The sequence below is a fragment of the Kaarinaea lacus genome, from assembly GCF_975902315.1.
Map to the genome: position 1 here is coordinate 1 of NZ_CDLKIE010000306.1, position 14742 is coordinate 14742.

Here is a 14742-nt window from a genome sequence, read left to right on the forward strand (position 1 = left end):
ATAATCATATCCGCATCTTCACCGCCGGCGCGCCCCAATACTTCAGGGTGAGCAGCCTGCCCCTGAACGGTTCGTATATCCATACGATCCTGCAGCTCCTGTAATTTTTTGCCGTCAGTATCAACAATCGTAATGTCATTGGCTTCCTTGGCCAACACTTCTGCGACAGATGATCCTACTTGCCCTGCTCCAAGCACAATGATTTTCATATTGGTTTATGGTTGTGGTAATTATTTACAAACAGTAGTTGAATGAGACAGGTAAAGGTCAGGAAATTATTTGAATGAATTTGCATGTTTGTCTTGATCGTTAGTTATTCATTTTTAACAAAACAACATGAGCGCTAACTATACACCTTTCACCCGGCATTACAACAACCTGAAATTCCTACTTGGTTTCAATACCCAACGCACGCAGCTTACGATACAAATGAGTGCGCTCCATGCCTGCGAGTTTAGCTACCTTCCCTACACTCCCATCAGATTGTTTTAGATGATATTCCAGATATGCTTTTTCAAATTGTTCGCGTGCCTGGCGTAACGGTAATTCAAACTGCGGTATAAGCAATGCGTCGCTTTGACTACCTTCTAGCGCCATGGAAACTTGCTCCAGCATTTCATCAACATCCGTAATATCAATAGTAACATCACCATCCATCATGAGTAGCCGGCGAACAACGTTTTCCAGCTCCAGAACATTACCCGGCCACGCATAATGCCGTAAACGGTTTTGTGCTGCGACAGAAAAACTTCTATATGGCAAACGTTCCTTGTCTGCAAATACGCTAACGTAATGCTGCAATAACTCCGGAACATCCTCGCTGTGGTCCCGCAACGCCGGCAAGCGTATAGGATAAGCATTTACACAATGAAACAGGTCTTCGCGAAACCGTCCCGCGCGAACCTCCTGCTGCAGATCGTAGCGAGTAGCCAGGATAAAGCGCACATCAACTTCAACAGGCCTGTCACCATCGACACGATATATACTCGAAGAAGTCAGGGCACCGTACAGTGCCGCCTGCATCTCGTCGTCAAGTTCTGCAACATCATCAACATAAAGTGTACCGCCATTAGCCTGTTCCAGACAGCCACTACTGGAACTTGAAGAACTTTCAACTCCCAATAACAGTTCGATACCGGATTTATTTCTGCGACTGGACAGGTTAGTAGTACGCAATTCAACATAAGGTGACTGACTTCTACTACTATTACAATGAATGTAGCGTGCGCTACGTGTCTTTCCCACACCCGGTTCACCAATTAACAATACTGTAATATCATGCCTGGAACACTGATCCAGCTGCTCTATCAATTTTTTTACGGTCTGGCTTTTGCCGACAATCTCGACAGGTTGCAAAATATCATGGTGAGTTACATTTTGACTCGCTGTTGATTCACCACTTTCCAGAGCACGCTCAACTGTCACCAGCAACTTGGCCAGTGAAAGCGGTTTTTCTATAAAATCAAACGCACCGAGACGCGTGGATTCCACCGCGGCTTCGACAGTTCCATGGCCTGACATCATAATCACAGGGCAACGCAGGTGGTTTTTTTCCAGGAACTCTTTTAATAATGAAATACCATCTACATCAGGCATCCAGATATCCAGCAAAACAAGATTTGGCTTTCGTGTCGCGATGGCATCACGCGCCGAGCCACCATCTTTAGCGACGGTTACTGCGTACCCTTCATCCTCTAATATTTCCCGGACTAATCGCCTGATATCAGGCTCATCATCAACAACTAGTATGTGTGGTTTCAAGTGCTATCTCTCTATACTGCCACTTCGTTCTGCACAGACTCTTTAAGCCTGCGCAATAATGTTATGTTGACCATCGCCAGCACCATGACTGGATACCGGCAGGCGAACCACGATGCATGCACCGCCTTCATGACGGTTTTCAGCAAATACAATACCTGAATGTTCTTCCACAATTCGCTTCACTACCGCCAACCCCAAGCCACCACCTTTCGTTTTTGTGCTGGTATAGGGTTCAAACATATTATCCATCAGATTTTCGGGAATACCCGGACCATTATCTGTAACACGCAGCTCAATCATATCTTGCGTTGCACTCACGACATGCTCCGCACTAATTAAAATTTTCGCGTTTTTTCCCTTACGCGTCGACTCGATAGCGTTCTTGATCAGGTTGTGTAACAACTGCCTAATCCTGCCCGGATCTGCTTCCACATGCGGTATATCACTATGAATATCTACCGCAAACTTTATGTCTGACTCATCGTCTCTATACAAGTCCAGCACTTCATTAACCAGGTTTTCAATATCCAGCGACTGTAACTGTAATTGGGGTACCCGCGCATATTCTGAAAATGCTTTAACCATTTCCTTCATAGATTCAACCTGTTCAACAATAGTATGAGTCGATCGATCTAACACTTCGGCATCTTCCGGTTTCATCCGTGTCAGATACTTACGTCGCAGTCGCTCGGCAGATAATTGAATTGGTGTTAACGGGTTTTTAATCTCATGCGCCAGACGTCGAGCCACTTCACCCCATGCTGCTTCGCGCTGTGCTTGCACCAGGTTGGTAACATCATCAAATACGACAACATAACCTGCGCGGTTTGCCTCATCGGATGGCAGTATTGCGCCACGACACATCAGTATTTTATGGCCCCTTTTTCGAGCGACGGTAACTTCTTCATGCCATTCCTGTTGATCCAGCATCAGGTTACGCGCCAACACATCGACAAAATCTTTCAAATGTTTGCTATGACCCTTAACCACTTTCAAATGACTTCCTATGGTACGATCCATATCAACTTCCAGGATCTGGCTGGCAGCACTATTTGCAACACGAACATTCATATCACGATCCAGGGTAATAACACCCGATGAAAGTCGGCCCAGAACGGCACGCAAATAAGCACGTTCACGCTCTGCCTGTTCCTTACTTTTCTCGGCTTCATCGCGCGCCATGGAAATTTTATTGGTCATGTCTGAAAACGACTGCACCAGTGAACCCAGTTCATCGTTACTGGTAACAGGTAATTTTTTATCATAATTACCCGCCGCAACTGCGCGTGTCCCTACCGCTAGCACCCTCACCGGTGCTACCAGGCGTTGCGCCGAGAAAAATGCGGCCCATATGGCTGTCAGTAAACTGACCAGCAAAACCAGCGACAGAGTGAGTGTAAAACTGTCTTTTAATGGCTCGCGCAGAAAAATCAGTTCCTTGTGTTGCCCATAGGCAGATTGCACGCTGTCCGCCAGCAAACTGATTCTGTCTGCAATAGGATACAATGCATATAATACTCGCTGTTGGGCGGGCGCCTCTATCGCGTCGACAGCAACTGCTACACGAATTTGCAACCCAAGATCACCAACCGGCGCCAAACCCGCGTAACTTTCGTTGGTCCTGACCTGGGACAAAATAACCTCATCAGGTTTGCTGGGAATAATCGCGGTAGTATCCGCACTGCTGGACGCGATAACGTGACCACCATCGGTAAGCAAGGTAAGTTCGTAGGCATTGCTTTCACTTCGAAGATCATTAAGCGTCAATAGCACTGTAGAATCTGATTCATCTATTAATCCTTCCGCCATCAAACGCGTTTGCTTGAGCAGTTCACGAATGCGCAAATCAAGCGATGACCGACTTAACTCCAGTGCATCTTCCATCGCCTCTTCCACACGCACATCAAACCAGCTGTCGATACCGCGCTGCAAAAATCCCAACGAGAAATAATAGACTACCGACACCGGTGCAACAGCCAGAATGACAAATACAATAACCAGCCTTGAAGTTAAGCGGGACCCTACAACGTTACGACGATAATTCCGTATTAAACGGATAAAATTAACACCGACAAGCCCAACCAGTACAATTACACCCAGGGCATTGATGACCACCAACACAAGATGCAAACGGCCAAACTGGACTGAGCTTTGCGTTGCCGTACTTAGCAGAGTAAGCGACAATACAAGAAACAGTCCCATGGCAAGCACGGGGAAAAAACTATCTGAAATACGTTTGAGTAATAATGTCACTTGCGACATTGCTTATACTCGCTCTATTAAATATCTATAAATCCAGCTCTAGCCAATCGGTACCCAACCACCAGCTCCTGGATGTCCAGGCATCCAGTTTCAATGGCACTGGCAGATTATCGAAACCCAGAGTTGTTCGTATACGTGCGTAATAGTTCTCACTATTTTTATCTTCCAGAAGCTGCTCATCAATAATCGGCAGGTTATTCACGTTGCCGACTTTCTGTACCGCAGCACTCAGTGAAAAAAAGGTATACTGAGCGCCGCTATTAAGATTAGTGACAATATACTGTTCAGTCAGCGCATGAAATTGCAGCTGATAGCGCTGCTCCAGTGATGCCACTTCATCATCGTACCAGTACCGACGGGGTTCCATGATTTCAATTATTAGCTCAAGCACCAATGGTACGCCGTTATTAATAGCCTCCAGAACGTCATTACTAAAATCAAAATCCAGGCTGGCATTTAAATGGTAAACCTTGTCGCTCAGCACGATCTCGGCATGATTAATTTTAAAACCCTGTGCCTGGGTCACGCCTGGTGGTACTAAAAATAAAACCAGTACGAGCAAACAGCGCCGTGATAGTAATCGCCACGTTGACTGTCGCGCCTTAGTCATTGCGCAAAAATTATTTATTGCTTTTGAATACATGCGTAATAAAAACCATCCATGCCATTTTGCCCGGGTAAAATCTGCCGCCCATATTCCTGACTGATTCCCCATGCCCCCGGTATCTTGACGGTAATTGCGTCTGGGTAAGCACCCAGAAATTCGCGTACCTGTTGCTCATTTTCCTGGGGTAATATCGAGCAAGTTGCATATAAAATGATACCTCCTGATCTCAATAAGGGCCAGACCGCACGTAAAATATGCTGCTGTATATCGACTAATTGTTGTATATCAGAAGCTCGGCGCAATTGTTTAATATCGGGATGGCGACGTATTACCCCTGTCGCAGAACAGGGCGCATCCAGTAATATACGATCAAATTCCCTGTTATCCCACCAGGTTTCCGGCGCTTGACCATCACCAACAATGAGCTTCGCGTTTAAATCTAATCGCTGCAAATTGTCAGCAACTTTATCCAGGCGCTCACTATCAATATCTATAGCAACCAGTTCCTGCAAATCAGGCTGGCTTTCCAGTATATGCGCCGTCTTCCCACCTGGTGCGGCACAAACATCCAACACCCGCTGTTTCGGCGCTGTTTGTAAAAGTGATGCAGCAAGTTGCGGAGCTGCATCCTGCACCGATACCAGCCCGTCAGCGAAACCAGGCAACTGGTCAACGGATACCGGAACTTGCAGTGACAAACCTGACTCGCTAAAGCATAGCTCGTCTGCACTCATCCCAGCTGCCATTAATTGCTCAAGATAAGCGGTCCGTGTTATTTTTCGCAAGTTTACCCGCAACACCATGGGTGGTTTTTCATTATTGGCCTGCAATACCGATTGCCATTGTTGTGGCCACGCCGCTTTGATTGTCTCCAGTAACCATTGCGGATGACTGTACTCGGCAACGGGATCATCTTTTAACTGCAATGCAATCTGATCAGTACGACGTTGATAGTTCCTGAGAATAGCGTTGACCAGATTTTTTGCCCAGGCTTTTTTCAAGGCTAAACATGCAGCAACTGTTTCGGCCACTGCCGCGTGATCGGGAACACGCATATACTGCAACTGGTACAAACCAATCATTAACAGATGTTTTATATCGCTATCTTTGGTTTTTAAGGGTTTGTCCAGTAAAAGTGTGACGATCGCGTCCAGACGCCACCACCAACGTGTCACACCGAAACATAATTCCTGTAACAAGCCCTGGTCTTTAATATTAGACAATGAGGATTGATGCTTCGCCAGGGCATCTGTTAGTGAAGCACCCTGAATATTAACATTTACAAGTATTCGTGAGGCCAGTGCACGGGTATTCATGATGCTAACTTCCTATTAGCATTCATCAGGAACCGAATATCTTGCCTTGCATACTATGGGCGTTAATGAAGTCGGAAACCGCTAAAGGTTTTCCTCCCGGCAGTTGCAATTGAGTGATACGCAAAACACCGTCGCCAGTGGCAACCATGATACCCGACCGGGATTCATCGATAACCTTACCCGGAGCCTGATTACTGGTTTCCTGTATTACTTCCGCATTCCAGATTCGTAGTGTATTTTCATCCACGGTTGTTTGTGCAACCGGCCATGGATTAAAGGCACGAATCTGTCGATGTATTTGACTGGCACTCTGTTGCCAGTTAATCAATGCTTCGGTCTTCTGCAGTTTTTCGGCATAACATGCCTGATCGTCATCCTGTTTTTCTGCTTCCAGTTTGCCATCAACCATGAGCGCCAGTGTGTCAACCAACGCCCTGGCACCAATCTCTGCTAACCTGTCATGCAAAGTTTGCGCAGTATCACCTGGGCTGATCGCAGTGGTTCTTTTTAATAGCATGTCTCCGGTATCCAGGCCAACGTCCATTTGCATGATAGTGACACCGGTTTCTGTATCACCGGCCAGAATTGATCGTTGTATGGGTGCCGCGCCACGCCAACGCGGTAGTATCGATGCATGCACATTAATGCAACCTAATCTTGGTGTTTGCAAAACGGCAGGCGGCAATAATAGACCATAAGCCACAACCACCATTAGATCAGCTTCAAATGAGGCCAATTGCTGTTGAGCATCTGGATCTTTTAATGACACCGGTTGTAAAACCGGTAGTTCATGCTGCAAAGCCAGTTGTTTGACTGGGCCAGGTTTCAGTTTCCGTCCGCGTCCAGCAGGACGATCAGGCTGTGTGTATACAGCACAAATAGAGTGATGCGATTGAATTAGGGCTTCAAGGCTTACTGCTGCGAATTCCGGCGTACCCGCAAATATAATGTTAAGCGTCTTCGCCATGCTCTCGACAACCTTGTTTAAATGAGTGTTATATTTGAAACGATAAACGAAAAACGGCTATTAATTTGTCATTTCAGGAAATACAGGCGTCCCGAAAGTACACGCATCGCCCAGTTACAATGTTTTTTGACGTAGCTTGTCCAGTTTTTTACGTATACGCTGACGTTTTAACTCGGACAGGTAATCAACAAACAGCTTACCTTCCAGATGATCCATCTCGTGCTGAATGCAAACGGAAAGCAATCCATCAGCTTGCATTTCAAAGGTCTCACCCTCCCGGTTCAGGGCGCGGACTTTAATACGTTCCGCTCTTTTAACTTTTTCATAAATACCAGGTACCGATAGACAGCCTTCTTCCATTTCTTCTGCGCCGTCACTGGACAGAATTTCCGGATTGATAAAACAGAGAGGGTTGGATTTATCTTCAGAAATGTCGATGACAATAACGCGCTTTTGCACATTAGCCTGGGTCGCAGCCAAACCTATGCCGGGCGCCTGATACATGGTTTCAAACATATCGTCGACCAGTTGTTTAACCTCGCTGTCTACTTTTTCTACAGCCAGCGCTTTTTTGCGGAGCCGAGGATCCGGGTAATGAAGTACGTTCAGTATCGCCATGTGAAGTCTGTCAAAATATTCAAAAAAATCTTAAAAAATTCAGTTTATTAAACAATATTATACTAAATTCTGAGAGAGGCACGAATAGATATTCTTCCCAGGGGTACCCCATGCAACGATGAGGTGTTACGTGGTTCGACGACACTCAAGCTCTAATTTGATCGATTAATACTCAAGCTTGGGCATAATAACGCCAAATCACCAAAACTTTGGCCTATTTGACAGTTCAAAGACTTAAGTTACTCCATCGTGGACCGCTAATTTCTCTACTTGGAATAATATGCAGGGATGCTTCCCTTCTATCCGGCGATGATGGAAAACAAAGATGCTGGGTGAACAATGGCCACTATGTCCTTCATTAATATGGTATAGCTGGTGCGGGTACAGGGTTTCGACTACACTGCAAATTAACTAACTACAGGATGGTCTGAAGAAGCACTATGTGGATTAGAAAATTTTTCTTAGGTTTTACCGGTTTGATGATGTTAGGCAACATCGTCGTTGCTGATGAAATTGCGTTGCGTCCGGATCACCCCGATCGTTATGTTGTCGTGAAAGGCGATACTTTGTGGGATATTTCTGCCCGATTTCTGGAGACACCCTGGCGCTGGCCTGAAGTGTGGAGTTTTAATCCGCAAATTAAAAACCCGCACCTGATTTATCCCGGTGATGTAGTTTCACTGGTCTACGATGAGCAGGGCCGCCCCATGCTTAAGGTGGACCGCGGACAACCCACCGTGAAGATTTCTCCCAAAGTACGTGCCACTCGCGTGGATACGCCTATTTCCACCATTCCTTTGACTGCCATTGAGCAGTTTCTGGGACACCCACAGGTGCTTTCAGAAAGAGAAATAAATAGCGCTGCTTATATCGTTGCCGCGCAAGAAGGTCGATTGATTGCTGGAAAAGGCGACACGGTGTTTGCTCGCGGTCTTGTGGCAGGGAGTGAAGCGGAATATACGATAATCCGTATTGGCGATCCTTACCGCAATGAAGGAGCCAAACCGGGTGATATCCTCGGTTATGAAGCCATTCATGTGGCTGATGCCAAAGTTGAAGCATTTGGAGATCCATCTACATTAGTTGTCACAAATTCGAATCGGGAAGTAATGATTGGCGATCGTTTATTGCCAAAACGCGATTTCGGTTTCGACCAGACCTTCATTCCTCACCCACCAGAAAATCCGGTCTCCGGGCAGATCATCGATGTTGTAGACGGTGTCGCTCGAATTGGTCAATACCAGACCGTGGTTCTTAACAAAGGTGAAAGTGACGGTATCGAAACTGGGCATGTGCTGGCAGTATTTCAGTCTGGTGCCAAAGTACTGGATCCCCTCAACAAAAAAACCGAGGTAGTGACACTGCCGGATGTACGCGCTGGCATTGTCATGGTGATCCAGTCTTTCGATCTGGTGAGCTATGCCATGGTTATGGAATCCGACAGGGATATGCGGATATATGACTTTGTTCGAAACCCCTGACCGCTAACTTTTAATATTCTTTAATATTGATGCCTTAAAAAAACAGCGACACAGGAAAGGCAGCATTTTTAAAAACGCATTGTTTATTTGGGCAATGCGTTTTTTTATTGCCCGTTTTACAGACTAAAGCGGGTATAGTCTCTCATTAATAGTCAATAATATTTACTATTTCTTTATCCTCCGCTAACCGGTATTATTTTACAGCAACAGCCTGATACGTTTTTACAGGCTGCCGGGTTTAAGCTGGCGCGACCGTATAACAAAAATAATAATTTAACAGCGTAATAATAGAGAACCACATTGAATCAATTCGCGTTACCCATCGTCGCTCATCACGACATCACCCAGGAAGAGCTGAAAAAATGGCTGGTTCTACACCATGCTACAGGATTTGGTCCCGCCAAGCTTGCCATGCTGGCAGAACACAACGTACACCCATTAGAATTACTCGGTGAACAACAAAAACAACTGTTTGCACATCTGACGTTACCCGAACCCACTCGACAGTCACTGGTGGATCCCGATTGGGCCGCTATCGAGAAAGACCTGAACTGGGTAGAACAGGACAATTGCCATGTGATGCCTGTGGTGTCCTCCTGGTATCCGGATTTATTGCGGGAAATCGCGGATCCACCCGTCGTATTGTATGCGCAAGGAGATCCTGAAATTTTACAGTTTCCACAGCTCGCGATGGTGGGTAGTCGTAATCCCAGCCATTATGGTCAGGAAACAGCCTTCGAATTTGCCCGTCATTTATCTCAGGCAGGTCTCATCATTACCAGCGGTATGGCCACTGGTATTGATACTCACAGTCATCGTGGCGCTTTGGCGGGTTCGGAACTCACGGTCGCCGTTGCGGGTACCGGCCTGGACAGGGTATACCCCGCCAAAAACAAAGCCCTGGCAGAACAGATTTCGTTACAGGGTTTGTTATTATCCGAATACGCTATTGGCACTCAGCCAATAGCGCACAATTTTCCACGCCGTAATCGCATAATCAGCGGTTTAAGCGTTGGCACGCTGGTAGTGGAAGCAGCCATTCAAAGTGGATCATTAATCACCGCCCGACAAGCCATGGAACAAGGACGGGAAGTGTTTGCCATACCAGGCTCTATCCACAATCCCCTCGCACGCGGTTGCCACCATTTACTACGCCAGGGAGCCAAGCTGGTAGAAACCGGTGACGATATATTGCAGGAATTAGCCCCCCTGATTGAAAAAATGCGACGGTCCAGGATCGTTAATAAATCCAACAATCCTTTTAATAATAATAAGTTATCTGACAAGCACGCCGCACCCCTGGATCCTCAAAAACAGGAACTTATGGAATTTATTGAATTTGAACCCGTATCCATTGATACCCTGGTTCAAAGATCTCAATTGACGCCGGAGTCTATTTCCTCCATGCTGGTGGAGCTGGAATTGAGTGGACTCGTCAAATCCAGTGGCGGACTCTATTCACGCTTATGAGCCACAAAAGGATGTTTTAATGAAACAAAGCGTATTTGACGTGTTGATGTATCTGTTTGAAAACTACATTGATGACGACAGTGCCAACCAGACCGATCCTGAAGAATTGAAGGCATTACTCCATGATGCAGGTTTTGGTAAAAACCACATTTCCAAGGCCTTTGACTGGCTGGAAGGCCTGGTGCGCCTGCAAAACGAAACCGTAACTAATTCCAATTCAACCAATGCTATTCGAACCTACCACGCTGAAGAGGCAAGAAAACTCAACGTCGAGTGCCAGGGATTTTTACATTTTCTTGAGCAAATGGGCGTTATTGACGCCACGGGGCGGGAGCATATCATCGACCGTGCCATGGCGCTGGAATCTGAAGAAATCGACTTAACTCAATTGAAATGGGTTGTCTTAATGGTGTTGTTCAATCAATCCGGATCAGATGAAGCCTACGTCTGGATGGAAAACATGGTACTGGAAAACCTGTCCAAAGACTTTCACTAAGCCTTTATTTTTAAAAAATATACGAGCACTTTTTATCCTGTTCAGTTCGCGTTCGATTCTGGCGCAGGGCAAAATCAGTCAATACTCAATATATTTCAGCTTTAATCCCGTGCCGGAAACCGTTATTATTCGCGGTTCGACCATAAACCCGGTCAGATAAGGCGCGTACACCATTTGCTGGTTTTCAAAATATCCAGACCAGAAACCAACGCCGAAATAGCAACGCGCTAGCGAAACAAACACAAACAACATAATAATAATCAAAAAATTACAAGTACCAGAATTCGAAGCAACTTTTTAGGAGACTTTTCAAATGTCTGTAAAACATCCAATTATTGCCGTTACTGGATCTTCCGGGGCTGGAACAACCACGGTTAAAAATGCTTTTGAGCACATTTTCCGTCGTGAATCACTAGTGCCTGCTGTTATCGAGGGCGACAGCTATCACGCCTATGACCGCCAGGAAATGAAAGAGGTCATCGCAAAATTTGCCGAAGAAGGCAAAACCATCAGTCATTTTGGACCAGAAGCCAACATATTCGAGAAGCTCCAGGAAACCTTTGCAGAATATGCAGAAAACGGTATGTGCAAACGCCGCTACTACCTGCATAGCGAAGAAGAAGCCGAGCCATACAAGAGCCTTAATCTTGGACCTGGTCAATTCACCCCCTGGGAAGACATTCCAAAAGATACTGACCTGTTATTTTACGAAGGCTTACATGGCGGTGTTAAAACTGAAAGTGCCAATGTCGCCGAACTGGTCGACTTGCTCATTGGTGTCGTACCCATCGTTAACCTCGAGTGGATTCAAAAAATTCACCGTGACAACGCACAACGCGGCTATTCTGCAGAGGCTATCGTCGACACCATCTTGCGTCGTATGTCCGATTACGTGCACTACATTACTCCGCAGTTTTCACGAACTGACGTTAACTTCCAACGTGTACCAACAGTCGATACATCGAATCCGTTCATTGCGCGTGACATTCCAACGCCTGATGAGAGTTTTATTGTTATTCGTTTTCGTGATCCCAAGCAGTTTAATGTGGACTTTCCATATTTGTTGAACATGATCCACGATTCTTTCATGTCTCGCCCCAACACTATCGTGGTACCAGGTGGTAAAATGGGTTTTGCAATGGAAGTAATCTTAACGCCGCTTATTCACGAACTTATCGAAAAGAAAAAGAAAGCCTGATTTGATGGCTTTAGCGGAAAGAGAAATCCAGACGATTTCTCTTTCCGCAACTATTTCAGCTTTTAACTTGCTTCTGGTTGTACCAGCAACGCGCCACTTAATATAACCAGCGCTCTCACCAGCAATATCCCTTTCGCCACATTCTTATGCTCATTACGTGCTGTCATATCTGCAGCAAGTAATTTTCGGCCTGCCGCAATTTGTATGACATAGAGTACAAACAGCGCAATCAACAAACCAAAATGCGTCCAAACCAGGAAGGATAAAATATCGCCGTGGTCAATGAGCCGGGTTTTCCAGTCTCGATTGGCATACAAATAAAAAGGCATCAGCAAATCGAAAATCATCACTGACACCATTACAGGTATATGAAACTTTCTAAAACGGTGCCAGTAAAAAGCAGCCAACATGATCAGGTAGGTAATACTTGCGGCAATCACCGTATCAGCTAACATTGAATAAACCCTGTTTTTATGCCTGTTTTGCAGTAACTGTGATGGATTTAACTAAACAATACCAATCATAACGCCGATAATTGTACGATTCTAATTTATTGCGTTGGCAAAATGGAATTTATCATGTTTAGCAAAATTACAATCCTGATTCTGGTTACATTGTTAACCGCATGCAATACCACAAACCCTGCCTACGAAGATAAACTACAGAAAGACAAATTTCTGGAAAAGAATTTTAGCGCCAATCAACCGGCTGCCAAAGAAACGCCCACCTTAAAAACCCATTACTACAATGAAATAGTAGCTGGCGAAGTCGTGGTGGGCATGAACCTGCTGGAAGCCATGATCGCTACCAAAACATTCCCACACGGACCTAATCGCTACAACACAGTATATTGGTGTGACGGGCAGACTGTCGATCGCTGCAATGAAACCTGTCAGCACTGCGCGGCAACACTCCTGACGCCGAAATATACCCATTACATGCAAGGTAAAGGGGACCAGTTAATTGTAGTGAAATCTTTAAAACGCCACATAGAAGATGACGTGTCCAGCTTAAAAACCAAACCATACCCCGTGGTGAACGCCCTGTTTCTCAATCGCATTGTCGCCGGTATGAGCATCAAGGACTTTAACCGAATAGAGCAACAACCCAACACAAAAATTCAATACTTTTGTAAAGATCAGCGCGTTTTTACTTCCTGCCTGCTGGACTGCAGTGACTGTACGCTCAAGCTCATTGCGCCTCGCGGTAACAATTACCACGTCCAAACGGTTCGGTTCCGGGGTCACAAAGACTACGCCACCGTAGTGAACGTGAAAGAAGCTGTTTACGCCCGAAACCAGTGATTCTTATCTGAACATCTGATTTCCTGCAATTTAATGTGATAAGGCCGGTCTAATATTTAGAGGCGCCGGCCCAACATATATCCATGGCTGTAACGATGTAATTCCAGGAACAGCTACTTTTTGCAAATTGTTAAAAAATAATCAAATTGACTGATATTGAAACCGGAAACAGTAAAAATTTACGATTTTTGATGACAGACTGAAAAGACTTTGGCCGCTAACTATAGTTAATAGAGTGGTTTTTATTAAAAATAAACGAACAAAAAACCAGCATATCTGGTATCGAAAACATGCAACCGATCAAATGGTTAAGTGACAAATTTATCCACTGGCTGACTCACGAAAAAGAGCCGACTGGTGTCGCGCCATGTGATTTCGAGCGCCTGAGTTTTGAGATACGTCCCTGCGATGTGCTGCTGGTCGAAGGACGATCCAGGGTCAGCGAAGTGATCAAAACCATCACCCAAAGTGTCTGGACACATTCGGCGCTCTACGTTGGCAGGTTGGTTGATATTGAAGACACCAATGTTCGCGAACATATCAGCTGGTTATATGACGGTGACCCGGCAGACCAACTCATTATCGAACCCCTGTTAGGTGAAGGTACGGTGGTTAAACCACTGAGCAAGTACGCCAAAGAACATTTACGCATTTGCCGACCTTCTGGCCTGTCGCCACAAGATGCGCAAAAAACCATTAAGGATGCAACCAGACATTTGGGACTTGGCTACGACGTTAGACAACTGCTCGACCTGGGACGCTTTCTACTCCCTTACAGTATTGTGCCACGACGTTGGCGTTCCAGTTTATTTGAGCACAACGCCGGCGATTCAACCCGCACCGTTTGCTCCACCATGATTGCCAACGCATTTAGCGCCGTGCATTTTCCGATTCTGCCTGTGGTACACAAAACCAACTCAGGACTGCGTTTATTCAAACGCAATACCCGACTTTATACACCACGCGATTTTGACTACTCTCCCTATTTTGAAATTATAAAGTACCCTCTGCTCGGTCTTAACGACCTCGCAGTGTATCGTCAACTGCCCTGGGACCAGGATGGCGTCATTTGTAATGATGAACACGACTGTTTTATCCCGGCGCCAAACATTGAAATCTGCGATACAGAACAATTTGAAGGGCCAGTTTCTGAAACCACGAGCAAGGATTCAGACTCTAATAGCTTAACTAACGACGAAATCATTGATGCTGAGATCCCGGTTGACGCCGGACAACAATCTGCAGGCAAAGCTAACTAGCAA

The 14742-nt window shown here is 45.7% G+C and carries 14 protein-coding genes; 6 read left to right on the forward strand and 8 right to left on the reverse strand.

What is annotated here, in order from left to right; all coding sequences use genetic code 11:
- From ACWVCM_RS09620 to def, 7 genes are all read right to left on the reverse strand, one after another.
- The coding region (locus tag ACWVCM_RS09620; protein WP_455201527.1) for an NAD-binding protein at positions 1 to 209 on the reverse strand (209 nt) is incomplete at its 3' end.
- A 178-nt stretch (positions 210 to 387) separates the two neighbouring features.
- Complete coding sequence (locus ACWVCM_RS09625) at positions 388 to 1761, reverse strand: sigma-54-dependent transcriptional regulator (protein WP_455201528.1); 1374 nt, start codon at positions 1759 to 1761, stop codon at positions 388 to 390.
- A 42-nt stretch (positions 1762 to 1803) separates the two neighbouring features.
- Positions 1804 to 4023 carry an ATP-binding protein gene (locus ACWVCM_RS09630; protein WP_455201529.1) on the reverse strand — a complete coding sequence of 740 codons (2220 nt, stop codon included), beginning with the start codon at positions 4021 to 4023 and terminating at the stop codon, positions 1804 to 1806.
- Positions 4024 to 4048: 25 nt separating this feature from the next.
- Positions 4049 to 4633, reverse strand: coding sequence for a DUF4390 domain-containing protein (locus tag ACWVCM_RS09635; RefSeq protein WP_455201530.1), 585 nt, complete (start codon positions 4631 to 4633; stop codon positions 4049 to 4051).
- A gap of 14 nt (positions 4634 to 4647) precedes the next feature.
- Positions 4648 to 5946 (reverse strand): 16S rRNA (cytosine(967)-C(5))-methyltransferase RsmB, encoded by a 1299-nt coding sequence (gene rsmB, locus ACWVCM_RS09640; RefSeq protein WP_455201531.1) that lies wholly within the window; start codon positions 5944 to 5946, stop codon positions 4648 to 4650.
- A gap of 25 nt (positions 5947 to 5971) precedes the next feature.
- Positions 5972 to 6913 (reverse strand): methionyl-tRNA formyltransferase, encoded by a 942-nt coding sequence (gene fmt / locus ACWVCM_RS09645; RefSeq protein WP_455201532.1) that lies wholly within the window; start codon positions 6911 to 6913, stop codon positions 5972 to 5974.
- A 114-nt stretch (positions 6914 to 7027) separates the two neighbouring features.
- A complete protein-coding gene (gene def, locus ACWVCM_RS09650; RefSeq protein ID WP_455201533.1) occupies positions 7028 to 7531 on the reverse strand; it encodes a peptide deformylase in 504 nt (167 codons plus the stop codon).
- Between the two features lie 440 nt (positions 7532 to 7971).
- Here def and ACWVCM_RS09655 point away from each other — a divergent pair, with 440 nt between their 5' ends.
- From ACWVCM_RS09655 to ACWVCM_RS09670, 4 genes are all read left to right on the forward strand, one after another.
- On the forward strand, positions 7972 to 9012 hold the full coding sequence (locus tag ACWVCM_RS09655; protein ID WP_455201534.1) for a LysM peptidoglycan-binding domain-containing protein: 1041 nt from the start codon (positions 7972 to 7974) through the stop codon (positions 9010 to 9012).
- A 300-nt stretch (positions 9013 to 9312) separates the two neighbouring features.
- A complete protein-coding gene (dprA, locus tag ACWVCM_RS09660) occupies positions 9313 to 10482 on the forward strand; it encodes a DNA-processing protein DprA (RefSeq protein ID WP_455201535.1) in 1170 nt (389 codons plus the stop codon).
- Between the two features lie 19 nt (positions 10483 to 10501).
- Positions 10502 to 10978 (forward strand): DUF494 family protein, encoded by a 477-nt coding sequence (locus ACWVCM_RS09665; protein ID WP_455201536.1) that lies wholly within the window; start codon positions 10502 to 10504, stop codon positions 10976 to 10978.
- A gap of 313 nt (positions 10979 to 11291) precedes the next feature.
- Entirely contained in the window at positions 11292 to 12176 is an 885-nt protein-coding gene (locus tag ACWVCM_RS09670; protein ID WP_455201537.1) for a phosphoribulokinase, read from the forward strand.
- 62 nt (positions 12177 to 12238) lie between these two features.
- On the opposite strand, the gene ACWVCM_RS09675 is transcribed toward ACWVCM_RS09670, so the two are convergent.
- Positions 12239 to 12631, reverse strand: a complete 393-nt coding sequence (locus ACWVCM_RS09675; RefSeq protein WP_455201538.1) for a hypothetical protein — start codon at positions 12629 to 12631, stop codon at positions 12239 to 12241.
- Positions 12632 to 12754: 123 nt separating this feature from the next.
- Between ACWVCM_RS09675 and ACWVCM_RS09680 the strand changes: the two genes are divergently transcribed.
- On the forward strand, positions 12755 to 13480 hold the full coding sequence (locus ACWVCM_RS09680) for a hypothetical protein (RefSeq protein ID WP_455201539.1): 726 nt from the start codon (positions 12755 to 12757) through the stop codon (positions 13478 to 13480).
- Positions 13481 to 13770: 290 nt separating this feature from the next.
- On the forward strand, positions 13771 to 14739 hold the full coding sequence (locus tag ACWVCM_RS09685) for a hypothetical protein (protein ID WP_455201540.1): 969 nt from the start codon (positions 13771 to 13773) through the stop codon (positions 14737 to 14739).
- Positions 14740 to 14742: the final 3 nt, after the last annotated feature.